The sequence below is a fragment of the Paenibacillus sp. DMB5 genome (genome assembly GCF_001517085.1).
In the GTDB taxonomy this organism is placed as follows: domain Bacteria; phylum Bacillota; class Bacilli; order Paenibacillales; family Paenibacillaceae; genus Paenibacillus_AQ.
This window is the reverse complement of sequence record NZ_LRAC01000134.1, coordinates 58091-82807: the sequence shown is the minus strand read 5'-3', so window position 1 is coordinate 82807 and position 24717 is coordinate 58091. Positions and strand designations below refer to the sequence as shown.

Here is a 24717-nt window from a genome sequence, read left to right as displayed (position 1 = left end):
CACTACGCCGAGGCGGCGGGCAGCTGGTGCTGCTGCCGGCTGAGCCAGGGCAGCAGGCGGCGCCCGGCACCTGCTGGACCGGCCCGTGCGCGTACAGCCCGCACGAGGCGTACCATCTGGCGGCGGAATATGATTACGCCGCCGTGCAGGGGTTCAGCCCTGTCGACCTGTTCGGCTTCGACAAGGTGTTTTTGTCGCCGCGCGAGGTCAGGAACCATGTGCTGGCTGCGCACAGCCTGGACATCGCGGGCGCGGATACGCTCTGCACAAGCGTTGAGGGAACAGCCTGGAAGGACTACTTCGTACATGGCTATACCGCTGAATACAGCCGGCTGGCGCTGGTGGAGCTGAACCGCAGAAAAGCCCGTCCTGCAGGAACGTTTATGGCTGAGGTTAGGCTTGGCGAAGGTGCCGTAATCTGCTCCCAGCTGCTTACTGATCCCGGCAATGACAAGGCGGTGCGCCTGTATACCCGGCTGCTGGCCAATCTGGGCGCGTCCTTTGATGACGGCCTGCTGGACAGTGTGAAGGGGGACGGGGAATGGGCGGTGGAAACGATGATGGCCCTGCCATGCCCTCCTCACATTCGTTACGAAGAAATGAAGGCGTACTACATTGATCCGGAATTTTCATTAAATAACCTGGGCGAGGGCCTGTACGGCTGGATGCAGAAAAAAGAGCGCCGCCCCGGCGACGGCACTCTTCGCATAGCAAATGCAGGAGATAACCGCTGGTTTCTGAGCTGTTTTGTACATGTTCCCGAACAAGCAGGGGAGGCCGCTCAGCATTACGCCGGCCGGCTGCGGATTAACACAGACGTACCCTATGAAATTTACCTGAACGGTGAGCTTGTAGCTGAGCCGGAAAGGGAGCTTACCCTGCAGACCGGGCTCAACCGGCTGATCGCCACCCTGCAGGGGACGGGCGGAGACCTGGCGTTCGGCCTGACCTTTTTGAACAGGGATGGCACCTATATGAAGGGACTGGAATACCGTCTGACCCTGGATGAGGTTGAGCCGAAATAACCCATTACATTATAAAGGAGCTGAAGCCCGGTGAATGCGGAGCTTACCAGAAATAGCGATCCGAAAGAGTACTATACCTTCAGGGATGATGAAAAAGAGGTCGAATTCAAGCGGCACGACATGCCGACGCCGTGGATGAACTACCTGTCGAACGGCACCTTCCATACGATGCTGTCACATGCCGGCGGCGGTGTGGCTTTTTACAAGTCGCCCCAGATCTGGCGGATTACCCGCTACCGTTTCTTCCATCTGCCGATGGACCGTTCCGGCCCGTACATTTATGTGCAGGATGCCAAGTCGGGCAGCTACTGGTGCCCTACCAGCGAGCCAGCCCTGGATAAACCGGAGGAATGGAAGAGCGCCCACGGGATGGGCTACACCCGCTTTGAGGCAAAGCGCGGCGATATCGCGGCCCGGACGGTGTATTTTGTCGGACCGCATGAGAACTCGCTGATCTGGAATCTGACGCTGACCAATGAAGGGACCGAAGCAAAGGAGCTGAAGGTCTACGCCTACGCCGAATTCGGGATGATGGAGTTTATGCGTGAGCTGCAGTGGCAGTGCTATAACAAGCATCAGGTGTCCGTGCAGTATCATGAGGCAGAGGCGCTGGTCTACCGTTACGGAGTGGAGAACCAGCCTAAGCCTGAGGAGACGCCGCTCGTCTATCTGGCTGCGGATACGCCGCTTGCCGGCTATGACGGTGACCGTGAGGAGTTTATCGGCAGCTACCGAAGTGAAACCAATCCGGCGGCAATTGAAAATGGCGGCTGTACCGGATCGACGCTGCTGGGCGGCGACCCGTGCGGCGCACTGCAGTTCAATGTTACCCTTCAGCCGGGAGAGAGCCGGACGATTAATGTGTTTCTCGGCACAGCGGCGGATGAGGCGGAGGTGTCGCGGGCAATCGCACATTCCAGGGAAGCCGGATTTGTGGAAGTCTCCTTCCAGGCGCTAAAAGAGAACTGGTCCGGCTATCTGGGCGCCTGGGAGAGCCGGCTGCCGGACCAGGATGCCGAGCGGATGATCAACATATGGAATCCGTATCAGGCGCACCGCAACTTTTTGTTCTCGCGCAATATTTCCTTTTACGCGACCGGCACATTCCGCGGGGTAGGCTACCGGGATACAGCCCAGGACATACTCTCGGTTGTGCCCTTTGATACGGAGCTTGCTTTTGACAAGCTGAAGCTGCTGCTCGGCCAGCAGTACAGGGACGGGCATGTGAATCATTATTTCTTCCCTAATGAAGGCTGGGAGCCGGTAACGAGCATTCATTCGGATGATCATCTATGGACGGCGCTTTCGGCCTGGGACCTGCTGGCAGAGACGGGGGATGCCGCGTTCCTGCAGGCAAGTGTGCCTTATTATGACGGCGGTGAGGGCACAGTGTATGAGCATTTGCGGGCGGCTATTGATTTTACTGCCTCCCAGCTCGGCTCCCGCGGCTTTCCGCTGATGCTGCGCTCGGACTGGAATGACCAGCTGTTCCGGGTCTGCCGCGAGGGGAAAGGGGAAAGCATTTGGACCTCGATGCAGCTCGGAACCGTACTGCTGCGGATGATTGACCTGGCTGCGGCTGCCGGTCATCCGGAGGATGCCGCCCGGTACGGGGAGATGTATGAGCGTCAGCGTGAGCTGGTCAACAGCATCGGCTGGGACGGCCGCTGGTTCCGCCGGGCGATTATGGATGACGGCCGGTTCCTCGGCAGCGACGAACACGACGAGGCCAAAATCTGGCTCAACGCCCAGACCTGGGCAACGATCTCCGGTATGGCAGATGTGGATAAGGGGCTGCAGGCGATGGACAGTGTGCGGGAAATGCTGGACACCGAGCTCGGCATCAAAAAAATCCACCCGTCCATCACCACCTTCCCCGATCCTGCCGACCCTTTGACCAATTACAACAAGGGGACGGGAGAGAACGGGGCGGTCTTCTGCCACGCCAACACGTGGGCCATTATTGCGGAATGCCTGCTGGGACGCGGGGATCTGGCTTATAAATATTACCGCCAGCTGCTGCCGAATGTTGCCATGGACAAAGCAGGCTTGTGGCGCTACAAAGCAGAGCCTTATGTCTATGCCTCCAACCTGTTCGGGCCGGAATCCGACAAGTTCGGATTGGCCAACGTCTCCTGGCTGACCGGTACCGCTGCGTGGATGTACGTGGCCGTTACCCAGTATATTCTCGGTGTAAAGCCGGTGCTGGAGGGGCTGTCCGTCGACCCGTGCATTCCTGCGGACTGGGAAGGGTTCACGGTCAAGCGGCGCTTCCGGGGCTGCGTCTACGATATCACTGTTACCAATGCCAATAAGGTCTGCAAAGGTGTCAAAAGCATCACCGTCGACGGCGTACTGCTGGAGGGCAACATCCTTCCTGCATATCCCGGACGCTCATCCGTCAAGGTCGAGGTTGTTCTGTAGAAAAAAACAGGCTGATCTTATACAGCGGACTGTATTTGGTCTTTGAGCATACGGGACTTCACCGGGGTTTATTAAACACCCTGCATTTTTCTTCTGTCAGCGGGGAAAAAGCACATCATACCGCCCTAGGCAAAATGGCTGTTCAACCCGTCCATTTGCCTAAGGGCGGTTATTTATGATTGCTGCCTGCTCAACATTTACGTCGGGTTATGGCCCAGAATAATAGAGCGAGTGCACTTACACCGGCTCCGAGCCAGCATACTCCATTCCACCCGGCATAGGCGTACATGCCTGTTGCGGCAATAGACCCGGCTGAGCTGCCGATTGAATAAAAGATCATATAGGCGGCGGTGAGACGGCTGCGGGCCTCGGGACGCACATTAAAAATCATACTCTGATTCGTAACATGTACCGCTTGAACGGCCATGTCCAGGAGGAGTATTCCGGCAACAAGCGCTGCCAGGGAATGCTTTGTATAGCTTATAGGCAGCCAGGAAAAGAGGAGCATTATGAGCGCAATTCCGGTTGTGATTTGTCCATATCCGCGGTCGGCCAGCCGTCCGGCACGGGTTGCCCCTAACGCTCCGGCAGCTCCGGCTAAGCCGAACGCTCCGATGGCAGAGTGAGAGAGTGACAGCGGAGGCTGGCTGAGCGGTAACACAAGCGAAGTCCACAAGATGCTGAAAGCGGCAAAAATGAACATGCAGAGCAAGGAACGGATACGTAAAATACGCTCTTCTTTATACATGCCCAGTACAGAACGCAGCAGCTGGAAATAGGAAAGTGAGGTTTTTCGTTCCTCCTGAGGCATAATCCGCAGCAGCGTTAATGCAATCGCAAGAATACAGACTGCTGACAGAAGATAGACCGTCCGCCAGCCTGCCACATCCGTAAGCACTCCTGCCGCGGATCTCGCCAGCAAAATACCAATGACAACCCCGCCGGTTACGATTCCAACCGTACGACCCCGTTCTGATGGAGCAGCTAAGGTTGCAGCATAAGCAACTAATGTTTGTGTAACTACCGCCAATAATCCCACAATGGCCAGGCCCGAAAAAAACACGCTGATGTTCGGCGCGAAAGAGATCGCAGTTAAAGCCAGCGCGGATAACAGCATCTGACCGGGAATCAGCAGGCGCTTGTTGAGAATATCGCCAAGGGGCACCAGCAGAAAAAGGCCAATCGCATAACAAACCTGTGTAACCGTGATAACAATACCTACGGATGAAGGGGCAATAGCGAATTCCTCAGCGATAACATCCAGCAGCGGCTGGGCGTAATACACATTGGCAACAGACAGCCCGCAGGCTATGGCGAATAATAAAGTTACACTACGTTGCATTAACGCAGGCCGGATGGCAGTTTCATCAGGTTTACCCGTTCCTCTTACAATCCCCATTCCCGTCTTTCCGCTGGTTTGCAGCTTGCCCAAATGTATTCACACACCTCTCATTGTAAAATATACTCTTGAGTATAATATACTGCACAGTACAAAAAGCATGGAATAAAAATAACCGCTTTAATAAATATAGTCAAGGCGAATTTCTAGAGTGGTTTGACAATAAGGCGGTCGAATTATAGAATTCTTAATATACCAAGTAGTATGATATGGGGGATGAATAATGGTCCGGCTCAGGGAGTTTGATGAGGAAAAGGTGCTTCATGCGGCGATGCGTGTTTTTTGGGAGAAGGGCTATGAGGCGACTTCAATTAACGATTTGACCTCGGCCATGGCGATTCAGCGGCCCAGTCTTTATTTAGCTTTTGGCGATAAAAAACAGCTGTTTGAAACCACTCTGCGAAGGTACACTCAATGGCACGCTGCAAGCATACGGAAGAAGCTTGAAAATAATCATTCTGTACGGGAAGCCTTTCGTAATTACTTCAAAGGTTTGGTTGACGGGGAGTACGCGGGGGAGGGGAGCCTGGGGTGCTTTTGCATTAATACAATGGTTGAGCTGTCCCCTCATGATGAGAAATTTGAAATTATTACGCGGGAGCACCAGATGTACCTTGCCGTCCTGTTTCAGGAAACGATTGAGCGCGGAATCCGGTCAGGCGAGCTTAATCAAGAGACGGACGCCAAAGCTTTGGCACAAAGCCTCGTTGTATCTTTAATCGGAATCACGGTATTGCTCAAGGCCCGGCCCGACCGGTCTTTTGTGGATAATGCGGTTGCGGTATCGTTATCCCATTTGTAATGAGCTTCGTTCAGCGGATGCTCTTTCTGTATTTCTCCGGTGAGATTCCTTTCTGCTTTTTGAACATTTGGCTAAAATACGACGGAGAATAGCCGCCGACTTCGGCAGCGATCTCCTGAACGGACCTTGAGGTGTTGGCGAGCAGAATACAGGCTTCCCGTACACGCCGCTGCATCACATATTCAGACAGGGTGATTCCGGCAAAATCCTTAAACAAATGTGAAATATGGTACGGTGACAGGTGCATCGCAGCGGCCAGCGTCTCCAGGCTAAAAGGCTCTTTATAGTGTTCGTCCAGCCAGCCGGTAATTCGTTCTGCATGCGAACCTCCACGTGACTGGTTATTGAAATCCCCGGGCAATACGCCGGACATGTTCTTTTGCAGGAGCCGGATTAACTGGAGTATCAGGAGCCCCATATTTTCTTCTCTATCCGCAGCGGAGCTATTGTCGGCGTAATGCAGTTCCTCCAGGACAGCGGCAACCGGCGTATTTTGCATGTCATATACAACCGGACGCTGCAGGCTCCCCCTCCACAAGCTGCGGAAAAATTTCTCCAGTAAAGGAAAAGCCGCAAGATAACGCTCCAAAAATCCGGGGTCAAAGGTCAGATTGGTCCGGATATATGAATGGCCCTCGGCCGCAGGAACAAGCACACGGTGCAGCTGATAGGGCTGGAACCAGACCAGCGTGTGATCCCGGATCGGATACGTCTGATTCTCTGCCATAATCTCACCGCGGCCGCTATAAATGTACAGCATCTCAATGCCCCTGTGTGCGTGGAACCAATGGGCTTCCGCATCCTCATACTTATACTTGTACATAAACAACCCGGGCTCCAGCCCCTGGGGCAGATGATCATTCCTGTTCATGCAGCGCTCCCTCATCAACCAGTATTACTTTTAGTATAAGGAGCCGTCCGGTAAAAAGAAACCGTTTCATCTGCGCGCTTAAGTAACTATGCAGCTCTAAGTAACCAGGTAAATCCTTAGAGGGAAAAATCCCATTAAGTAGCCTAGTTTAGCCCGCTGACCGTGGTGATAGAGGGAAAAATGCCTTTGATTTTGGCGGATGAGGGAGAATGTGCAAAATGAGAGGGAAAAATGCCCTTGATTTTGGCGGATGACGAGGAATGTGCGAAATGAAAGGCAAAAATGCCTCTCATTCCGGCAAATGAAGGAGAATGTGCGGAATGAAAAGCAAAAATGCCCTTGATCCCGGCGGATGAGGGAGCGTATTACTCCCACTCCCCCAAGACTAGTTACTCCTAACTAACTATCGGGCCTACCTCTCAGCTAAACTCTGACTTTTTCGCCTACCGCCTTCACGCACTCACCAAACTCACCCGCTCAACACTCCACCCGACGCCCTCACCAAACTCACCCGCTCAACATTCCACCAGACTCTCCTACCCAACTCTCCACTAAACGCTCCAGCCAAGTCCCCCAGCCAGCCTCCGAGCCAGGTTCCCGCTCCTCTTTCCTGCCTGCTCACGACTCCCCTACACCTGCCGTCCGTACCAATACCCCGGAATCCCCTGCTCCAGGCGCAGCAGCGCCTCCAGGAAGAAATAGTCGCCCCAGATCATGAAGTCGTCGGGGGAGGAGTTGCCTCTGACCGAATAGGAGCCGTGGCGCAGGAAGCCTTCCTCGTCCGGATTGCCGGAGGTGAAGTAGTTGCTGATCAGCGAGTCCATCGACTGGTTCACTGTTTCGCTTAGTAAAGCGCGGTCCGGGTCGCCCTCCGGCAGATGCTCCAGCAGCTCTAGGACACCGCACACAAAGATGGCTGAGGCCGAGCTGTCACGCGCTGTGCCTTCCTCCTGCGGGGCATCGAAGTCCCAATAGGCGACATGATCCTCGGGGAGATGCTCAAGGAAGTAGCGGGCCAGCCTCCGCGAGGTTTCGAGGAATCGCTCCTCCCGCGTATAGCGGTAAGCCAGCGCGAAGCCGTAGACGCCCCAGGCCTGGCCCCGTGTCCAGGTCGAGCCGTCCTGGTAGCCCTGCGCGGTTCCGCCGCGGATGGCATTTCCGTTCTCCTGGTCGAAGTAAAAGGTATGATAGGAGGAGTCGTCCCCCCGCACCAGGAACCGGCGGCTTTTGTCGGCATGAATAGTGGCACATTCGGCGTACCTGCGGTCTCCCGTCTGTTCAGCTGCCCAGTAGAGCAACGGGAGATTCATCAGGCAGTCGATGATAATCCGGCCGCCGTTGTCGGCGTCACCTTCCGGCCCCCACGCCTGGAACACCTGCGGTGCTGAACGCCAGCGCTTCATCAGTACATCGGCGGCCTGCAGTGCCAGCAGGCGGGAGGCTTCATCGTTGTCGACGATCCACCGCGCTTTGGCGGACAGGGAGTAGAGGAAGCCGATGTCATGATGATCCAGCTCTTGCCCTGCTTCCATGCGCTCACGGAAGGAATCCACCGTCTGGATCGCTGCATAATAAAAAGCGGGATCTTTGCTGTATTCATAGCTCAGCCACAAAATACCGGACCAGAAGCCCTCCGTCCAGTTCGTCTGGTCAGTCAGATAGTATTTGCCATCGCCCATGCTGACAATTGGAAAGCGGTTACCGAAACGCTCAATGTTAAGACGGGTGATTCCCAGGGTCTGTTCAATTACGGATTTGTGGTTCATGCCGGAATAACCTCCTAGTATCGCTAGATTATTTTTGATGCTCAAATCATCGTTTACAATATATCGCTATATTGTCCTTAACCTCATTATAAATCTGATGTAATATCGGTTTGTTGTGTAATTGATTAGGTATATTGCGGAATGAGCGTTGCCGGATTAAAGATTGTAAAGACAATCCCCCGGTCTTATGGTAAAAATTACTTATGCTGATAGAGCAGATATACATATTGTTATTAATCACAAGGGGGAACAGATGGAGAAGTACAATAAAGGAATCTCTGTCATTTTTGCAGCTATCATGTTAGCAGCGGGATTATACTGGGCAGCGCATGTCAGCAGCTGGACGATTATGGGCACTGTTGCCGCAGCGGCCTGCTACGGATTGTTTGTATTAACCGGCCTGCGTGCAATCCCTGCATTAACCGGATATATTACAGCCGGCCGGATCCAACAGTATGCCGGGCTGGAAGCTGCAGAAGATCTGCGCAGACAGGCGTGGACGAAAATTGTTGTCTGGGTGCTGCTCAGCAGGCTGCTTATGGCGGTTGCCGCCTACGCTTTTCTTATCCTGAAGAACGGTTACACCGGGGGTCTAATTGACCATCTAAATGAGGCTTGGCATATAAAAGGAATCGATGCACCATCTTATCTGGGCATTGCCGAGAACTGGTATGTGACGGAGGGGGATCCCCGGTTCCATATCGTGTTCCTGCCCTTTTTTCCGATCCTAATCAAGGTGGCTCACTTCTTCACTGATAACTATCTTGCTGCAGGTTATACGGTAGCCAATCTCTGTACAGTTGCCTTTGCATTGGTTGCTTATGAGCTTGCGGTGCTGGACATGGACAGGAAAGAGGCGCTCCGGGTAGTAAAATATATGTTTATTTTCCCTGCGGCCTTCTTCTTCCTGCTGCCGATGACGGAATCCTTATTCCTGCTGTTGTCGTTACTATCCATTTATCTTGTCCGCAAAAAGAAGTGGCTGTTTGGTTGCCTGTGCGCCGCTCTGGCCGGATTTACACGTTCTCCCGGGGTACTGCTTGCTGTACCGATTGCAATTGAGCTGTGGCGCGGCCTTGCTGAAACGCACAAATCTGCCCATAAAAAAGCGTTCAAGCGCAAGCTGGCAGCTGCCGCCGGTTGTCTGGCAATCGTGCCGCTTGGCCTGCTGGCCTACCTGTACATCAACTACGCGGTCTACGGGAATGCGCTGCAGTTCAGCATTTACCAGCGGGAGCACTGGTTCCAGAGGCAGTATCTGTTTTTTGATACAGTGAGGTACCAGATGGAGTATGCGGTAGGCAAGTTCAAGGAAGGGGACAGCCGCAGCTTTCTCGGGCTCTGGCTGCCGAATCTGCTCGCTATTTTCACTACACTATATGTAATGTTCAAAAGCGCCGGGAAGCTCCACCCCTCCTATACAGCCTATATGATTGTGTATTTTGTATTTGTAACCGGTCCGACCTGGCTGCTGTCCGCGCCGCGTTATCTGGCTGCTGCTTTTCCGCTGGCCTTTGCGGTTGTGCTGCTTACGAAGGATAAGGCTAAGGACAGTGCGGTAACGGTATTATGTATAGTAGGCAGTCTGCTGTATCTGGGATTGTTCGTATGGGGATATCCGATTTATTGAGTCTCGCTGATTGTAACGGTTAAGGAGAGCTGTGCTTATGTCCAAAATAATGATCGTTGAGGATGACATCAAGATTGCCGAGCTTCTGCAGTCTGCCATCCAAAAATACGGGTACGAGGCGGTGCTGGTCCAGGATTTCGGGCAGGTGCTGGAGGAATTCCGGCAAGCGCAGCCGGAGCTGGTACTGCTTGATGTGAACCTGCCGAGCTATGACGGTTATTACTGGTGCAGACAAATCCGCCGTGTCTCCACTTGTCCTATCCTTTTTATTTCAGCCCGTGAGGGTGAGATGGACCAGATTATGGCGCTGGAGAACGGAGGGGATGATTATATCACCAAACCGTTTCATTCCGGGGTAGTTCTGGCCAAAATCCGCAGCCATCTGCGGCGGGCGTTCGGCGAATATGCCGGAGTACGCCAGGAAGCAGTGATTGAGCAGGCTGGGCTTATCCTGTATCCCGAGAGGCTCGAGCTGCAGCTTGGGAAAGATATGGTCAGCCTTACCCAAAAAGAAACGGATATTCTGGAGAGTCTGATGGAGCGTTACCCGCGGGTAGCCAGCAGGGAAGCGCTGCTTGAGAAGCTGTGGGACCAGCCTCAAGCTTTTGTTGATGAGAATACGCTTAATGTGAACATCACCCGGGTCCGTAAAAAGCTGCAGGAGCTTGGGATCGAGGAGGCTGTGCTGACGGTCAGGGGAACGGGCTACCGGCTGAATGTTACTTGGGAAGAGGGTGTCTGATGAAGCTGTTTATACGGGAGCACCTGCTGCTGATTGCCGTGCAGCTGGTTCAATTCGGGGCCATTATCTCCATCTATTGGCTGGACGGATACCGGCAGCTGCCGGTTGCCTTGTATGCTGTTTTTATAGGTTTTTTCTTCCTCTCCTGTTATCTGGTCCACCAGTACGTGACCCGGCGCCGCTTTTATCTCCGGCTCAGCCGGCCGCTGGAATCACTGGATGAAGCCTTTCAGAATATAGAGGAGGCCCCCGTATCCAAAGCCCTTGAGGAGCTGCTGCATTCCCACTACCGCCATACCATGCAGCAGCTGACCGCAGTAAAAAAGCAGCAGGAGCAGCATCTGAGCTTCATCGACCAGTGGGTGCACCAGATGAAGACCCCGCTTTCGGTTATTGAGCTTACAGTCCAGAATATGGACGAGCCTGAGTTTGCCAGTATCCGGGAGGAACTGGAGCGGATGCGCAGCGGTCTGCATACGGTGCTGTACATGGCCAGGCTGCGCGCGTTTGAGAAGGATTTTAACATCAGACAGGTTGTTCTTCCGCAATTGATTCACGAGGTTCTCCATGAGCATAAACGCCAGTTTATCCGCAACCGGATCTTTCCGGCGGTGGAAGCGGCTGATCCGGGCATTTCCGTCCAGACGGATGAGAAATGGCTGTTCTTCATGCTGTCGCAGATCATTAACAATGCGATCAAATACACTGCCGTTAAAGCTTCCGGCGATAAAAAAATCACGGTTTCCTGTTATTTACGGAGCAGCGAGGCTGTTATAGAGGTGAGGGATGAGGGGATCGGCATACAGGCGTCCGACCTCAAGCGGGTATTTGATCCCTTTTTTACCGGTGAGAACGGGCGGGGGCTGCGCGAATCTACAGGGATGGGGCTGTATCTGACCAAAGAAGCTGCCGACCGTCTCGGGCATGTGATCGAACTGGAGTCAGAGGCTGGAGCGGGAACAGTGGTCCGGCTTATCTTTGCTGCGACTGCTTAGCTTACATGCATGTAAGAAAAGTGAAACCTTGTTCGATAGCTGCTCTTCCGCCGGCCCTGTATATTGGGTACAGAACCAGCCGGCTATAGAGAGGAGACAAGAGCAAAGATGCTGCAGGTAAAACAGGTCAATAAAATATATGAAGGAAACATCGCCTACCGGGCACTGACAGATATTGATCTGACGGTGGAAGAGGGGGAATTCATAGGGATCATGGGACCGTCCGGAAGCGGAAAAACGACACTCCTGAACCTGATTGCCACTGTCGACAGCCCGACAACCGGAGAGATTCTGATCGACGGCAAGAGCATAGGCACGATGGGTAAAAATGAGCTGGCCGTCTTCCGCCGCCGTCAACTAGGCTTCGTATTCCAGGATTTTAATCTGTTGAACACGCTGACTGTAGAGGAGAACATGGTGCTTCCGCTGACGCTGGACGGAGCCCCGGTCCGTGAGATGAAGGAGAAGGCGCAGCGGATCGCTGACAAGCTGGGAATAGCCTCTATTATGAAAAAGCGTACTTATGAAATCTCGGGAGGCCAGTCCCAGCGGACAGCCATTGCCAGAGCGATGATTCATTCGCCCAAGCTGCTGCTGGCAGATGAGCCTACCGGCAATCTGGATTCCAAAGCGGCCAAGGATGTTATGGATATGCTGGTGACGATTAACCAGGAGCAAAAAACGACGATGCTGCTCGTTACCCATGACGCTGTGGCCGCAAGCTACTGCCATCGCGTGGTGTTTATCAAGGACGGCCGGTTTTATACCGAGATTCACCGCGGCGACAACCGCCAGAGCTTTTTCCAGAAAATCATTGATACACTTTCACTGCTGGGGGGATACGGCAATGACGTTCCGACAATTCGCATTCCGTAATGTCACCCGCAACAAACGGCTGTACACCGCCTATTTTCTCAGCAGCATGTTTATGGTAATGGTGTTCTTTACGTTCTCGATCTTTGCCTCGCATCCGCAGCTTAGTGCCGACAGGCTGAACTCAAGCACCGTGGTTGCGCTGACGGTCTCGAAATGGATCATTTATGTATTCTCCTTTTTCTTTGTGCTGTATTCCATGAGCGCCTTCCTGCAGTCACGCAAAAAGGAATTCGGCCTGATGATCCTGCAGGGCATGACAACCGGTCAGCTGCGCAGGATGATTTTTATGGAAAATATGCTGATCGGCTTCAGTGCCATTGCCGGCGGCCTCAGCCTCGGACTGGTGTTCGCGAAGGGGATTCTGCTGGCGGGGGAAAATGTGATTGCGCTCAACGAGCGGCTGGATTTTTATTTTCCGCTGCAGGCGATTGTGCTTACCCTGGTCTCCTTTCTGCTGCTGTTCATGCTGATCTCCCTGTTTATTTCGGCGGTGCTGCGCAGCGGCGAGCTGATTACTCTGATTAAATCTGACCGTCAGCCGAAAAAAGAGCCGAAGGCCTCGCTGCTGCTGTCCCTGCTTGTCGTAGCCCTAATCGGGATCAGCTACTTCCTGTCGCTGCGGGCTGAAGGGCTGGAAGCCGTATTTCTGCTCCTGCCAGTGGTGATTATGGTTACTGTTGCGACCTATCTGCTGTTCACCCAGCTCAGCGTCTATATCATCCGGAGGCTGAAGAGTCAGGAGCGGTTCTTCTGGTTTAGAACCAATATGCTGCTCTTCTCCGACCTGTCTTACCGGATGAAGGATAATGCGCGTACCTTTTTTCTGGTGGCGATTATTTCAACAGTGTCCTTCTGTGCCATCGGGTCATTGTACGGGTTCCAGTCGATGCTGTACGGTTCGCTGCCCAAGCATAATCCCTATTTGTTCACTTATCTGGCCGGGGATGGCGACACTATGGAGCAGGCGCATGTGCAACTGGTTAATCAGCAGCTCAGTGAATCAGGGCTCCAGGCTGAGCAGGCTGAGCTTGAGCTTAGTTATTATCCGCTTGCGGCAGGGAACGACGAAATGCTGCTGCTGGTAAAGCAAAGCGAATACAACCATATTGCGGAGATCATGGAGCTTGAAACAATAGAGCTGGAGGAAGGGAAGGCGGTGGCTGTTGATTTCGGCTTGACACGCAATGGAGAGGGCATGCTGAATCAGCCCTTGCAGCTGCAGACGGGAGCCGTGGTGGAAGCGGACCGGGCCATTCTGTCTCCGGTAGTCAGCGTTGTCAGCCATTATTTGATTGTCCCGGACGAGCTGGTGGCAAGCCTCGGCAATCCGTCCAAGGTGGAACACTACTATACCTGGCACGGACCGGCTGGTCAAAAGGGAGCAGTGGCTATAGGGGGACAGCTGCTGAACAGGCTGCCATACTCCGAGGCTTATCAGTTCGATGCCTTGGATTATCAGATGGACATGACGGTTAAAAATTTCGGACCCATGATGTTCGTGGGTTTCTTTGTCGGCATTGTGTTCTTTGTGTCAGCAGGCAGCTTCCTGTATTTCCGGCTGTACAGCGATCTGGACGAAGATAAGCACAAGTTCAAGGCAATATCCAAGCTGGGCCTCAGTGAAAAAGAGCTGGGCCGGATCTTGAACCGCCAGATCAGCCTGCTGTTCTTTGCGCCTATTCTTGTAGCGCTGGTACATGGAGCCGTGGCGCTTACGACACTGTCTCATATGTTCCGGTATTCATTGCTCAAGGAATCCGCGCTTGTGCTGGGGCTGTTCTTTATCATCCAGCTGGTCTATTTCTTAATCGTGCGGTTGTTCTATACAAGACAGGTAAGATTGGCACTAAGGCAGTAGGTTCATATAAAAAGAGGCCGCATCCCGGTATGGGAGCGGCCTCTTTGCTGTTCTTGGGTATTACACCAGGTTCGGGATGTCTACCGCCGGATCGGTATCTGCTTCATAATCCACACCTTCGGTGCGGAAGCCGAACAGGTTGAAGAAATCATCCTGGTAGCCTGGCAGGTCTGCCAGATCAGGTACATTGGCTGTCTCAATTTCGCTCCAGCGCTTCATGACCTCAGCCTGAACGTCCTCACGCATTTCCCAGTCGTCGATGCGGATCAGGTGGCTGTTGCCGGCGTCGCTGTTATACAGATGCTCGGCGAACAGGCGGTACATCTGCTGGATGCAGTTTTCATGCAGCTCTTTGTCTTTCATGACTCTGTACAGGGCAGAGATGTAAAGCGGTACAACCGGAATGGCCGAGCTGGATTGGGTTACAAGCGCCTTGTTAACCGATACAAAGGCCCGTCCGTTTGTAGCGCTCAGCTTCTCGTTCAGTGCGATTGCCGTTTTCTCCAGGTCATTTTTAGCCTGGCCGATTGTTCCGTCTTTATAAATCGGGTGAGTAACCTCAGGTCCGATGTAGGAGTAGGCTACCGTTGTTGCCCCTTCAGCAAGCGCGCCTGCTGCCTGAAGCTGGTCGATCCACATGCCCCAGTCCTCACCGCCCATAACGGCAATGGTCTGACGCACTTCATCATCCGTTGCCGGCTCGATCGTTACGGTTGATACTTCACCGGAGTGGAAGTTCATTGTTTTGTTGGTATACGCATTGCCTACCGGCTTGATCACGGAGGAGAAGGTTTCTCCTGTAACCGGATGGGTGCGGCGCGGGGAGGCCACGCTGTAGACTACGAGATCAACGTTGCGAATTCGGCTTTGATCAGGTCAATGGTCTTGGTCTTGATGCTGTCAGAGAAAGCGTCGCCGACGATGCTGAACGACTTCAGGCCCTGCTCGGCAGCAGCCTTCTCCAGCGCAGCGGAGTTATACCAGCCTGCGGAAGCCGTGCGTGCACCTTCAGCCGGCTTGTCGAAGAAGACGCCGATCGTATTCGCTCCGGCACCAAAGGCAGCGGTAATACGCGAAGCCAGTCCATATCCGGTGGAGGCTCCGACAACCAGAACATTAACGGGTCCGCTCAGTTTTTTGTGTGCTTTTACATAGTCGATCTGCTGCTGTACCTGCTGGGCACAGCCTTCGGGATGCGCCGTAGTGCAGATGAAGCCGCGTGTTTTGGGCTGGATGATCATATAGGAAATCCCCTTTGTTTTCAATTTTAACTTTATAGCCACTGTTATAGAGTATAGCAAATGATGGCTAAGAAAGATAAGCCCCCCGGTTATTTTGTCTCCGGTATTTCGCAAACAGCCGGGATAGCGCTATGATAAATAGAAGGAAAGATTAGCTGACAAGATTGGAGGCCGTACATAATGCTGGTGATTAACGGAAGAGAAACAGCGGAGATTCTATCGATGCAGGCCTGCATCGGTGTCATGCAGGATGTGCTGGCAGCACTGTCAGCGGGGGATGCTATCCAGAGCCTACGGCAGGTAATGCCGCTTATGGGCGGGAATCTGTTCGGGCTGATGCCGGGTTATCTGCGGCAGGAAGCGGCGGCGGGCTGTCAAATTTCGGGGTCCGGTTCGTGCAGCGGATGAACGAGCTGGGGATCATTGTCGATACCGGACACTGCGGAAAACAGACGACCCTGGATGCCTGCAGGGTATCCCGCACACCGGTCATTGCCTCACACACTGGAGCAGAAGCGATATATCCGCATATGCGCTGTAAAAGCGACGAGGAGATTCTCGCCATTGCCGGAACCGGCGGCGTGATCGGGATTTTTGCGATGCCGTGGTTTGTCCATGAAGATCCTGACCACACGACGATTGACCATGTGCTAGATCATATGGAATACGTGATCCGGCTGGCTGGCGTGGACCATGTGGGCATTGGCACAGACTGGCCGATGAGCGATCTCGACTGGTCCCTGGTCTATTTTAAAGAGAATATTGCTCCCAAACTTGGCTTTGCCCCTGGGGACGGGCCTTCGACTGAAACGGTGGCGGGACTTGAGAAGTACAGCACTTTTATTAACTTCACAAGGGGCTTGGTAGCGCGCGGTTATACGGATGAAGACATTGCCAAGATCATGGGCGGCAACTGGCTCCGGGTATTTGAACAAATCTGCGGATAGGGGATATGCACTGATGACTGCTTATTTACATACAACAGACTTCCGTTTCTACTGCTCAGGGATTTATAGCGGGAAGATTCATTTTACGGAAAAAGCAATTATGCACGCCAAGGTGGACGTCCGCCGCCGCACGCAAATGCAGGACAATGTGCTTGATCCGAACGCGAAATATGTGCTTCCCTTTGCCAAAATCGCCCGCCAGCTCTCTTCCTACGAAAATGCAGACTGGGCGGGGGACAAGGTTGTCCTGGACACGGGCGAGGTGTATCACAAGCATATCAGCTATGAAGCGGAGATTGGCGGAAAGCTGGAGGCTTCCCGGGTCTGGGCTCTGCGGGGCGATACGGCGCTGGATGTGGTGACGCTGGGCGGGGAGGTCATTGCTTTTCTTACGCCTAACCGCTACGGAATCGAGCTGATCGTGAAGGCAGGCTATGAAGCGTTGACTCCGCTGACGGTGTATGATGAGCCTCTTTTGTCCAAGCCGGAGTACGGCGTTAATGATCTTGGTACATTCCTGATTCCTATGCGTGACGGTATTAAGCTGGCGACCGATGTGTTTCTGCCTGAAGGTATTCAGCCGGGGACGAAGCTGCCGACGATTCTTGTGCGCACTTGTTATGACCGCAACGGGAAAAAAGAGATTTTTATGCGCTGGGCGAACAAAGGCTATGCCGTAGTCTCGCAGGATGTGCGGGGCCGGGCGGATTCTGAGGGTGAGCTGATTCCATTTTATAATGAACGGGATGACGGCTACGATACGATTGACTGGATTATCGCCCAGGACTGGTCGGATGGCAAAGTCGGAATGTGGGGCGCATCCTACCTTGGTTACGTTGTTGTTGCAGCAGCGACCAGCGGGCATCCGAACCTCAAGGCGGTTGTGGATGAAGTAAATGTCGGCTCGCCGTTTATCGATACCGCACGCAAAGGCGGGACGCTGTGCTCCTGGCCGCTGCTGTCGTGGACTTTAGCGCAGTCGGTGGGGACGCGGACGGATTTTGATATTTTTGGCGGGATCACGGTAAGTCCGGAAGCAGCGGTGGATGCAAGGCCGATCCGGGACATTCCGCAGCAGATGATCGGGAAGAGCTCAGGCCCGTGGGAGCTGTGGAGCCGGCATCCTGAATACGATGACTTCTGGCGCAACTGCACCTTCACCGAGCTGGGCCATCAGGTCAAGGTTCCGATGTATGTGATCTCCGGCTGGTATGACGGGGACAGTCCCGGCGTATCGGAGACCTGGCGGATGCTGACTGAGCATGATGTGCCAAACCGCAAAATCCGCTTAGGCGCATGGGAGCACGGGCCGAACCGGGCCAGGGATCTGCAGGGGGTGGCTTTTGGCGAGGATGCGGTTGTCTATGATTATGATGTCTCGGTGCTGCGCTGGTTCGACCGGTTCCTGAAGGAGATTCCAAACGGCATCGATGAGGAGCCGCGGGCTTCCTATTATGTAGTCGGTGAAAACCGCTGGAGAACCTCTGAAGACTGGACTCCCGCTGAAGCGGTGGTTACGCCGTTCTATCTCGCCGGGGAGGGCCGGGCGAATTCGTCGCTGGGCGACGGCAGGCTGGTGTCTGCACCGCAAGCGGACTCCGCCCCGGATACGTTTATCTATAATCCGGCGGACCCTGCCCAGGACAGCGGGGAACGGGAGCCGGAAAATATGCGAAAGCATGAGCTGCGCAGCGATATTCTGGTGTACACCAGCGAACCGCTGTCCGACAGGCTGACGGTTGCCGGGGAGCTGTCCTGCGTCCTGTATGCGGCGAGCACGGGTCTTGATACCGACTGGGTTGTGACGCTCAGCGATGTTCATGAGAACGGCGATTCAATCCGGCTGTCCAACTATATTGTGCGGGCCAAGTACCGTCACGGGCTGGACAATCCGCAGCTGCTGGTGCCGGGTCAGGTAGAGAAGTACGATATTTTCCTGCAAAATATCGCCCATACCTTCGCTGCCGGACACCGCATCCGCTTCACGGTTACCTCGTCAAGCAAATTTGTCGCGTTCCCTAATACGAATACCGGGAAAGATCCGTATGAGGATACTGAGGCGGTAATTGTTCAGCAGACCATCTGCCATAGCACAGAGCATCCGAGCCATATTCTCCTGCCGGTTATACCAAATGCATAAGGTGTCTTGAAACATTTTCCATTTATTCTCCGTCAGGTAAGGTATGTCAGCATCTGCCTGAGCTGATTGAGATAAAAGGGGGAAGTTTTATGAGAAAAAGACCGGCACTGCCTTTCTGTGTCCTGCTGCTTCCATGCATTCTGCTGGCCGGCTGCGGTTCTGACGGGTCCGGCGGCGCGGCTGCAGGCTCCGTGATGAACTTCAGTGAACGGGCAGAGTCAGCTGCGAAGCTGGATACCCGGCTTGCCCGGCAGAGCAATGAGCTTGGCCTGCAGCTGCTTGGCAAGCTGAGGGAGCAGAACGGCGGGGAAGGTAATCTTACGGTTTCACCGTACAGCATATCGGCCGCGCTGGCCCTGGCATACAATGGCAGCGGCGGTGAAACGGCTGAAGAGCTGGGCAAGCTGCTGGACTATGCTCCCGGGGAGCTGGAGCAGCTGAATGCCGGCAACAAGGCACTGCTGCCGCTGCTTAATGATGCCGGACCCGGCATTAAGCTTGAGCTGGCCAACTCGGTGTGGGCGGATAAAGGAACTCCGCTGCGTAAGAATTATCTGAAAGCAGCCGAAGCCAGCTACGGGGCGCAGGTTCGCACAACAGATCTGTCTGCAGAGAAGTCTGTTACCGAGGTGAATCAGTGGGTTGAAGATCATACGGCGGGCAAGATAGACAGTATGCTGGAGCAGCCGCCCGGAGACAATACAGTCGCTCTGCTGGTCAATGCTCTTTATTTTAAAGGAGCGTGGCAAGAGAAGTTTCCTGTAGAGCGCTCTGAGCCTGCAGAATTTCACACGGGGAATAATACCTCGGCAGAAGTGATGATGATGAAGCAGACCGGTAACTTTGCTTATGCAGAGAATGAGGACTGGCAGGCTGTACGGCTTCCTTACGGGGAAGGCCAGATGGAGATGCTGGTTATTCTGCCGTCTGAAGGTTCGTCTGTAGATGAGGTGCTTCAGGGCGGGTTGCCTGCCCGAGACCAGTTCACGGAGAGGTTCGGAACCGTTGGCCTTCCGCGGTTCACTGCCGAATACGGCATTGATCTGAAGGAGGCTGTACAGGCACTGGGCATGAAGACTCCGTTTGATCCGGCCACAGCAGACTTCTCGGCGCTTGCAGATGTGGATACGCCCCTCTTCATCGGCTCCATTATTCATAAGACATTTATCGAGGTGAATGAATCCGGAACAGAAGCCGCAGCCTCAACGCTCGTTGCAATGGATTCCGGAGCGGCTCCCACTGAGGACTTACCCTTTGAAATGACTCCCGACCGGCCGTTTATCTTCATTATTGAGGACACACAGACGGGCTTATGGCTGTTCCTCGGGGCAATCGGGAAGCCGCTGCCGGCGGAATAGCCGAATTCACATAAATATAGAAAAAGCGGCATACGCTCATAAAACTAAGTGGATTATCGCCAACTAATTCTGCGGAAAACCCTGCTGCCGGGAAACTAGTTGGAAAAACGCCACTTAAATTCATGAAAATCTGCCTCAAAGGGATAAATGCCCGGAATTAGATTGCTTTTTTCCACTTAATAGCCATAAATACCGGAATTCACCGAAATTAAGTAGCGAAAATCCAGCTAAATGTAGCGCAGTAAATTTCGGAGCTCTATATTCCCTCCGTTGAATAGCAACATTTTTCCGGCGGACGCGCATAATCCCTTCCCCTGCAGGCCACAATATCCAAAAAAGCAGAATGAAGGGATTACAGTGAACGCTTTTCGCTTGAAAAAACAACTGTGGCGGCGGTGGAGACGTTGGAAAAATGCCCCTTGGGTTGGAGCGGCCTGTATAGCATTAACGGTGCTTGGCTGGCGGGGAATGCAGGTTCCGGAACAGCTGAGCCGGCTGCTTAGCACAGCTGAATGGAATATGCCGGAAGCGGCAGGAACGTTCTATGATCCGCTGCAGGGCGGAGATCCGGATAACAGTGTAGCGGCTCTGGCAGCTGTTCATCATAATGCCGGAGACACCGGGGAAGACGGTAGCATCACGCTGGAGCGTGCCAAATTACTGGAGACGGTAAGCAGTGAGGGAATCAGCCGGGTGGTGCATCTGAAGACGGTCTACGTTACCGGTGAGGAGATCCAGACGTTGCCCGGCCTGAAAAGTCCAGGGCAGCTAAAAGCGCTGATTAAAGACCGTCCGGGCTGGAGCGGGTGGATCAGCGGGGAAGGCGATCTGTGGCTGGAGAAGCGGGTAAATGACCTGTCGCCGCTGACCAAGCAGAATGCCTATATCGGCGTTGATGAAGAGGGGAATCTGAGCCTGTTCAAGGGCGGCCGGAAGGGGAAGAGGTGCTGAAGACCTTTTTTCAGATGGATATGGGCTCGATGAAATCCTCACTTCCCGAAGAGGTGTGGAAGCAGCTGCATGAAGGCATACGTGTACAGGATATCGAGGAGTATAACAGTGTGCTTTCGACCTTCAGTGACTATGCGCGGGATTCGGCAGAGCAGGTTATGCAGCCTGAATAGATATAGTACTTAACGGCTATGCGCCCAATACGGGCAGCATGGCCGTTTTTTTTTCATCCAGGGAAGCAGTTCCAGACGCCTGTAAGCCTATGTCCGCAGAGCCTGATACGGCCTGGACCGGTCATCCGGGTGCTGCCTGGTGCGAATAATTTCGCAGTTATTATCTAAATTACGCCTGTTATGACATAAAAGTATATCCGTACGCTCCGATGCTAAACTGTGATTGTAGGAAACGAGGTGGCAGATGCTTCCAGGGCAGTCTTTACATAAGCAGTCCCTTAAGGCGGTGCTATAAAACATTTAGGAGGTACAGCAATGCGGACAATCTTTTCTGGCGAGGCTATAGACTTCAGTTACAACAAAAAGGAACCGGTACTGGACGGTCTTAGCATCTCTATTACTGACAAACAAATTTACGGGCTGCTTGGTCCCAACGGGGCAGGCAAATCAACCTTGACCAAAGTAATGCTTGGTCTGGAAAACCCTCAAAAGGGCAAGCTGCAATGGTTCAATGAATATCCTAACCAGAGCACGAAGAGCCGGGTGGGCTATGTGCCGCAGGATCTGGCGCTGATCTACGATCTGTCGGCCTATGAGAATGTGGAATTCTTCGGCAAGCTGTATAACCTCAAGGGTGAAAAGCTGAAGAAGCAGGTGCGTTATGCTCTGGAGTTTGTAGGGCTATGGGAAGAACGCAAGCAGAAGCCCAAGAAATTCTCGGGCGGGATGAAACGGCGGCTGAATATTGCCTGCGGGATTGTACACAATCCCGATGTCATCATCCTCGATGAGCCGACCGTAGGGGTTGACCCCCAGTCGCGCAACCGGATTCTGGATGCCATCCTGGAGCTGAACCAGCTGGGCACAACCATCGTCTACATCTCCCATTACATGGAGGAGGTCGAAAAAATCTGCTCGCATGTCGGCATTATTGACAACGGCACGCTGCTCTGTGAAGGCAGACTGAGCGACATCCTGGAGGCTTATACAGATCAGGCCATTCTGAAGCTGGAGCTTCAGCAGAAGAGCTCCGCTTACACCGCACGGCTGGCGGATTACACGGTAGTTGCTATTGAAGATAACAAAATAGAGCTGGCGGTTCCGAAGAACAACGTCGGCGTAATCAGCGAAATCAAGGACAAGCTCGGCGATGAGCTCAAGAGCTTCCAGTACATCTCGCCAAATCTTGAACAGGTGTTTTTCAAACTGACTAAGAAGAATTTGAGGGATTAGCCATGTGGACGATCTATATAACAAGCATGAAGCGGAAGATCAAAAGCCCTGTCGTCTTTGTCAACTACATTCTGCTGCCGCTGCTGCTGATTGTGATTCTGGGCAACGCCCTATCAACCATGTTCCAGCCGGAATCCAAGGAGACAGCAGCAGCGATCAATATTACACAGACCCGTACGGTTGTGGTTAATGAGGACAGCGGACAGTTCGGAAAAGATATCGTAGCCTTTTTAACCAGCGCTGAGAACCGGGAGCTGTATGAGGTCACCGTTGCCGCAAGCGCAGAGGAGGCACGCAAAGCTCTGGAGGCCGATAAATATGACCAGTTCATTTATCTGCCCGCGGGCTTGACCGAGGGCGTCACAGCAAACCGGGAAAGTACGGTTACGGTTTACGGCAAGGATCAGAACATTGACAAGGTGGATATCACCGCACTGACCCTCTCCGCCTTCGGCGACGGGTACCAGGCTATGGGCGTATCCGGACGGGATAATCAGCCGCTTGTCTATCAGCATGCCTACAGCAATCTGCTGACGGCGGGTGGCGCTGCCGGAGAGAAGGGTGAAGCAGGCGGTATGTCGGGTCTGAGCTACTATGGCGTGACGATGCTGGTCCTTATCCTCTTTTACGGACTGGCCAATACGATGAATTTCATTCAGGAAGAGTACAATGAAGCGCTGGGTGACCGCTATCTGATCTCGCCGGTATCCAAAATGTCGCTGGTGGTAAGCCAATGGCTGACCGGCTGCTCGATCTCCATTCTTCAGGGGCTGGTCATCGTGGCCTGTGCCAAGCTGTTCTTCAATGTCTCTTACGGCAATAACAATCTGGTGGTCCTGTTCATCATTATTGTCGGCGCTATTTTCTTTAACGCGCTGGGCCTGTTCCTGGGAGTGCTTGGACGCCGCATGAAGGCACTGGACAGTATCGTATCCCTGCTGATTCCAGTTATGACGTTTATCGGCGGCGGCTTTATCAAGCTGGATTTCGGGTCGCTCAGCAGGCTGAGCATCAATGAGGTGTTCCAGCAGCCGCTGTTCAACTATATCCAGCAGGGGGTAATCGACCTGATGCCTGTCTATAATGCACTGGTCCTGTCTCTAGGGTTCGTATTAATCTCCGTCTTTTCATTAACCCGGAAGGGGGTCAGATAACATGAGAATCTTTGGACTTTATTTGAAACGGATTGTGAGAAGAAGGCTGACGCTTATTTTCATGGTGCTGCTGCCCGTTCTGTTCACCTTCATGGTGGTTACCCAGTATAACGATGCGACCAAGGTAACCTTGGCCATGTATGTGCCGGATCCCGCGGTTGATTCCTATGTTTCCGCCATGCTGGAGAAGCAGGATGTGACCCTGATTCATGCAAAGGATGCAGACAGTGCTATTCAAACAAGCGCGAATCTGGGAATTGTTTTTACCAGTACAGCCGGTGAGCTCTTTGCCAATCCGGATGCGCTGAAGATCGAGAGCTATGCCAAGGAGGTTAATTTCAACTCCAAATCACTTGAGGTCAAGCTGAACAGCATCTTCTCCTCACTGCAGACGCTGGCAAAGAATGCACCCGATGCCGGAGCTTTTCAGGAGAGCATGAAGCTGATGGCGGATACTCCTGCACCGGTCACAATCGAGCCGAGTATTCTGGGCAATCCGCACGCAGTGGTTCTGACCAGCACGTTTAACATGATTGTGTTCATCATGCTCTTCCTGACCATGACCAACACCCTGCTGTTCCTGGGTGACAAGGTTCACTCCACGACTGAACGGGTGCTGCTGACGGCAAAAAACAAGCTCAGCTACTATTTACAGACGGTCAGTGTATTCGCAGCGATTGGTATCGTCCAGTTCCTGCTTATGATTGCCCTGATGAGCGGGGCCTTCGGAATCGACCTGGAGCTGTCCGCTTTCCATCTGCTGCTGCTGGTACTGGCTTACGGTCTGCTTAATGTCATTGCTGCGGGCATCGGCCTGCTGCTGGTCAGCCGCACTACGAAACAGTCCACAGGACGGCTGCTGGTCACCGTTGTCTCCCTGCCGCTGGCGATGCTCGGCGGTACACTCTGGCCAAGCTCCATCATGCCGGAAGGCATGCAGCGCTTCGCCCGGATTCTGCCGACCCGGTGGATTACGGAGCTGAACACAGAATTGTTCAGCGGGTTCACGGGAAGCGGCAGCGCGGTAACGGTTCATTTTGTCAGCCTGCTGGCCTGTGCGGCGCTCATTTTTCTCCTGCTTACCCGGGTAAAAACTCAGGATATCTAGGGCAGGCCACAGGCTGTGCTGAAA

The 24717-nt window shown here is 53.6% G+C and carries 19 protein-coding genes and 2 pseudogenes; 17 read left to right on the top strand and 4 right to left on the bottom strand.

Annotated elements, in window-relative coordinates; genetic code table 11:
- Nucleotides 1–1025: pseudogene (locus AWJ19_RS35325) on the top strand (glycoside hydrolase family 2); the annotation flags it as partial.
- Between the two features lie 30 nt (nucleotides 1026–1055).
- On the top strand, nucleotides 1056–3449 hold the full coding sequence (locus tag AWJ19_RS20810; RefSeq protein WP_068726688.1) for a glycosyl hydrolase family 65 protein: 2394 nt from the start codon (nucleotides 1056–1058) through the stop codon (nucleotides 3447–3449).
- A 190-nt stretch (nucleotides 3450–3639) separates the two neighbouring features.
- Here the strand turns inward: AWJ19_RS20810 and AWJ19_RS20805 are convergent, their stop codons facing one another.
- Nucleotides 3640–4791 carry an MFS transporter gene (locus tag AWJ19_RS20805; protein ID WP_241781826.1) on the bottom strand — a complete coding sequence of 384 codons (1152 nt, stop codon included), beginning with the start codon at nucleotides 4789–4791 and terminating at the stop codon, nucleotides 3640–3642.
- 280 nt (nucleotides 4792–5071) lie between these two features.
- Here AWJ19_RS20805 and AWJ19_RS20800 point away from each other — a divergent pair, with 280 nt between their 5' ends.
- Entirely contained in the window at nucleotides 5072–5650 is a 579-nt protein-coding gene (locus tag AWJ19_RS20800; protein WP_068726686.1) for a TetR/AcrR family transcriptional regulator, read from the top strand.
- Nucleotides 5651–5660: 10 nt separating this feature from the next.
- Here AWJ19_RS20800 and AWJ19_RS20795 read toward each other — a convergent pair whose 3' ends face one another.
- A complete protein-coding gene (locus AWJ19_RS20795; protein ID WP_068726684.1) occupies nucleotides 5661–6521 on the bottom strand; it encodes an AraC family transcriptional regulator in 861 nt (286 codons plus the stop codon).
- Between the two features lie 629 nt (nucleotides 6522–7150).
- Nucleotides 7151–8287: a glycoside hydrolase family 88 protein gene (locus AWJ19_RS20790; protein WP_068726682.1), complete on the bottom strand. Its 1137-nt coding sequence runs from the start codon at nucleotides 8285–8287 to the stop codon at nucleotides 7151–7153.
- 253 nt (nucleotides 8288–8540) lie between these two features.
- Between AWJ19_RS20790 and AWJ19_RS20785 the strand changes: the two genes are divergently transcribed.
- From AWJ19_RS20785 to AWJ19_RS20765, 5 genes are all read left to right on the top strand, one after another.
- Entirely contained in the window at nucleotides 8541–9917 is a 1377-nt protein-coding gene (locus AWJ19_RS20785; protein ID WP_068726681.1) for a hypothetical protein, read from the top strand.
- A gap of 37 nt (nucleotides 9918–9954) precedes the next feature.
- A complete protein-coding gene (locus AWJ19_RS20780) occupies nucleotides 9955–10659 on the top strand; it encodes a response regulator transcription factor (protein WP_068726679.1) in 705 nt (234 codons plus the stop codon).
- Complete coding sequence (locus AWJ19_RS20775; protein WP_068726677.1) at nucleotides 10659–11654, top strand: sensor histidine kinase; 996 nt, start codon at nucleotides 10659–10661, stop codon at nucleotides 11652–11654. Before AWJ19_RS20780 ends, AWJ19_RS20775 begins: the two co-directional genes overlap by 1 nt.
- A gap of 108 nt (nucleotides 11655–11762) precedes the next feature.
- Nucleotides 11763–12530 (top strand): ABC transporter ATP-binding protein, encoded by a 768-nt coding sequence (locus tag AWJ19_RS20770; RefSeq protein ID WP_068726676.1) that lies wholly within the window; start codon nucleotides 11763–11765, stop codon nucleotides 12528–12530.
- Entirely contained in the window at nucleotides 12502–14388 is a 1887-nt protein-coding gene (locus AWJ19_RS20765; protein WP_068726674.1) for an ABC transporter permease, read from the top strand. The genes AWJ19_RS20770 and AWJ19_RS20765 overlap by 29 nt, the downstream gene beginning before the upstream one ends.
- 60 nt (nucleotides 14389–14448) lie before the next feature.
- Here the strand turns inward: AWJ19_RS20765 and fabV are convergent.
- Nucleotides 14449–15629: pseudogene (gene fabV / locus AWJ19_RS20760) on the bottom strand (enoyl-ACP reductase FabV).
- 180 nt (nucleotides 15630–15809) lie between these two features.
- Here fabV and AWJ19_RS36785 point away from each other — a divergent pair.
- The 9 genes from AWJ19_RS36785 to AWJ19_RS20720 all read left to right on the top strand — a co-directional run bounded on the left by AWJ19_RS36785 (nucleotide 15810) and on the right by AWJ19_RS20720 (nucleotide 24693).
- Nucleotides 15810–16037 (top strand): hypothetical protein, encoded by a 228-nt coding sequence (locus tag AWJ19_RS36785; protein ID WP_068726672.1) that lies wholly within the window; start codon nucleotides 15810–15812, stop codon nucleotides 16035–16037.
- Nucleotides 16001–16576, top strand: coding sequence for a membrane dipeptidase (locus tag AWJ19_RS20750; RefSeq protein WP_241781825.1), 576 nt, complete (start codon nucleotides 16001–16003; stop codon nucleotides 16574–16576). The genes AWJ19_RS36785 and AWJ19_RS20750 overlap by 37 nt, the downstream gene beginning before the upstream one ends.
- A 13-nt stretch (nucleotides 16577–16589) precedes the next feature.
- Nucleotides 16590–18716 (top strand): CocE/NonD family hydrolase, encoded by a 2127-nt coding sequence (locus AWJ19_RS20745; RefSeq protein ID WP_068726669.1) that lies wholly within the window; start codon nucleotides 16590–16592, stop codon nucleotides 18714–18716.
- Between the two features lie 89 nt (nucleotides 18717–18805).
- Nucleotides 18806–20074, top strand: coding sequence for a serpin family protein (locus tag AWJ19_RS20740; RefSeq protein ID WP_068726667.1), 1269 nt, complete (start codon nucleotides 18806–18808; stop codon nucleotides 20072–20074).
- Between the two features lie 357 nt (nucleotides 20075–20431).
- Complete coding sequence (locus AWJ19_RS34235; protein ID WP_128083658.1) at nucleotides 20432–21025, top strand: BofC C-terminal domain-containing protein; 594 nt, start codon at nucleotides 20432–20434, stop codon at nucleotides 21023–21025.
- Entirely contained in the window at nucleotides 21019–21198 is a 180-nt protein-coding gene (locus tag AWJ19_RS34230) for a BofC C-terminal domain-containing protein (RefSeq protein WP_082708021.1), read from the top strand. The genes AWJ19_RS34235 and AWJ19_RS34230 overlap by 7 nt, the downstream gene beginning before the upstream one ends.
- 315 nt (nucleotides 21199–21513) lie before the next feature.
- The gene (locus AWJ19_RS20730; protein ID WP_068726665.1) at nucleotides 21514–22431 is read left to right on the top strand and encodes an ABC transporter ATP-binding protein; all 918 of its coding nucleotides are present in this window, start codon (nucleotides 21514–21516) and stop codon (nucleotides 22429–22431) included.
- 2 nt (nucleotides 22432–22433) lie between these two features.
- Nucleotides 22434–23585 carry an ABC transporter permease gene (locus AWJ19_RS20725; RefSeq protein WP_068726663.1) on the top strand — a complete coding sequence of 384 codons (1152 nt, stop codon included), beginning with the start codon at nucleotides 22434–22436 and terminating at the stop codon, nucleotides 23583–23585.
- A gap of 1 nt (nucleotide 23586) precedes the next feature.
- Entirely contained in the window at nucleotides 23587–24693 is a 1107-nt protein-coding gene (locus AWJ19_RS20720; RefSeq protein ID WP_068726661.1) for an ABC transporter permease, read from the top strand.
- The last annotated feature ends 24 nt before the right edge of the window (nucleotides 24694–24717 follow it).

What these genes read in the sequence shown, in the direction of transcription:
- AWJ19_RS20805 (WP_241781826.1), bottom strand. Translation starts at nt 4,791, where the DNA reads ATGCAACGTAGTGTAACTTTATTATTCGCCATAGCCTGCGGGCTGTCT.
- AWJ19_RS20800 (WP_068726686.1), top strand. Translation starts at nt 5,072, where the DNA reads ATGGTCCGGCTCAGGGAGTTTGATGAGGAAAAGGTGCTTCATGCGGCG.
- AWJ19_RS20795 (WP_068726684.1), bottom strand. Translation starts at nt 6,521, where the DNA reads ATGAACAGGAATGATCATCTGCCCCAGGGGCTGGAGCCCGGGTTGTTT.
- AWJ19_RS20790 (WP_068726682.1), bottom strand. Translation starts at nt 8,287, where the DNA reads ATGAACCACAAATCCGTAATTGAACAGACCCTGGGAATCACCCGTCTT.
- AWJ19_RS20785 (WP_068726681.1), top strand. Translation starts at nt 8,541, where the DNA reads ATGGAGAAGTACAATAAAGGAATCTCTGTCATTTTTGCAGCTATCATG.
- AWJ19_RS20780 (WP_068726679.1), top strand. Translation starts at nt 9,955, where the DNA reads ATGTCCAAAATAATGATCGTTGAGGATGACATCAAGATTGCCGAGCTT.
- AWJ19_RS20775 (WP_068726677.1), top strand. Translation starts at nt 10,659, where the DNA reads ATGAAGCTGTTTATACGGGAGCACCTGCTGCTGATTGCCGTGCAGCTG.
- AWJ19_RS20770 (WP_068726676.1), top strand. Translation starts at nt 11,763, where the DNA reads ATGCTGCAGGTAAAACAGGTCAATAAAATATATGAAGGAAACATCGCC.
- AWJ19_RS20765 (WP_068726674.1), top strand. Translation starts at nt 12,502, where the DNA reads ATGACGTTCCGACAATTCGCATTCCGTAATGTCACCCGCAACAAACGG.
- AWJ19_RS36785 (WP_068726672.1), top strand. Translation starts at nt 15,810, where the DNA reads ATGCTGGTGATTAACGGAAGAGAAACAGCGGAGATTCTATCGATGCAG.
- AWJ19_RS20745 (WP_068726669.1), top strand. Translation starts at nt 16,590, where the DNA reads ATGACTGCTTATTTACATACAACAGACTTCCGTTTCTACTGCTCAGGG.
- AWJ19_RS20740 (WP_068726667.1), top strand. Translation starts at nt 18,806, where the DNA reads ATGAGAAAAAGACCGGCACTGCCTTTCTGTGTCCTGCTGCTTCCATGC.
- AWJ19_RS20730 (WP_068726665.1), top strand. Translation starts at nt 21,514, where the DNA reads ATGCGGACAATCTTTTCTGGCGAGGCTATAGACTTCAGTTACAACAAA.
- AWJ19_RS20725 (WP_068726663.1), top strand. Translation starts at nt 22,434, where the DNA reads ATGTGGACGATCTATATAACAAGCATGAAGCGGAAGATCAAAAGCCCT.
- AWJ19_RS20720 (WP_068726661.1), top strand. Translation starts at nt 23,587, where the DNA reads ATGAGAATCTTTGGACTTTATTTGAAACGGATTGTGAGAAGAAGGCTG.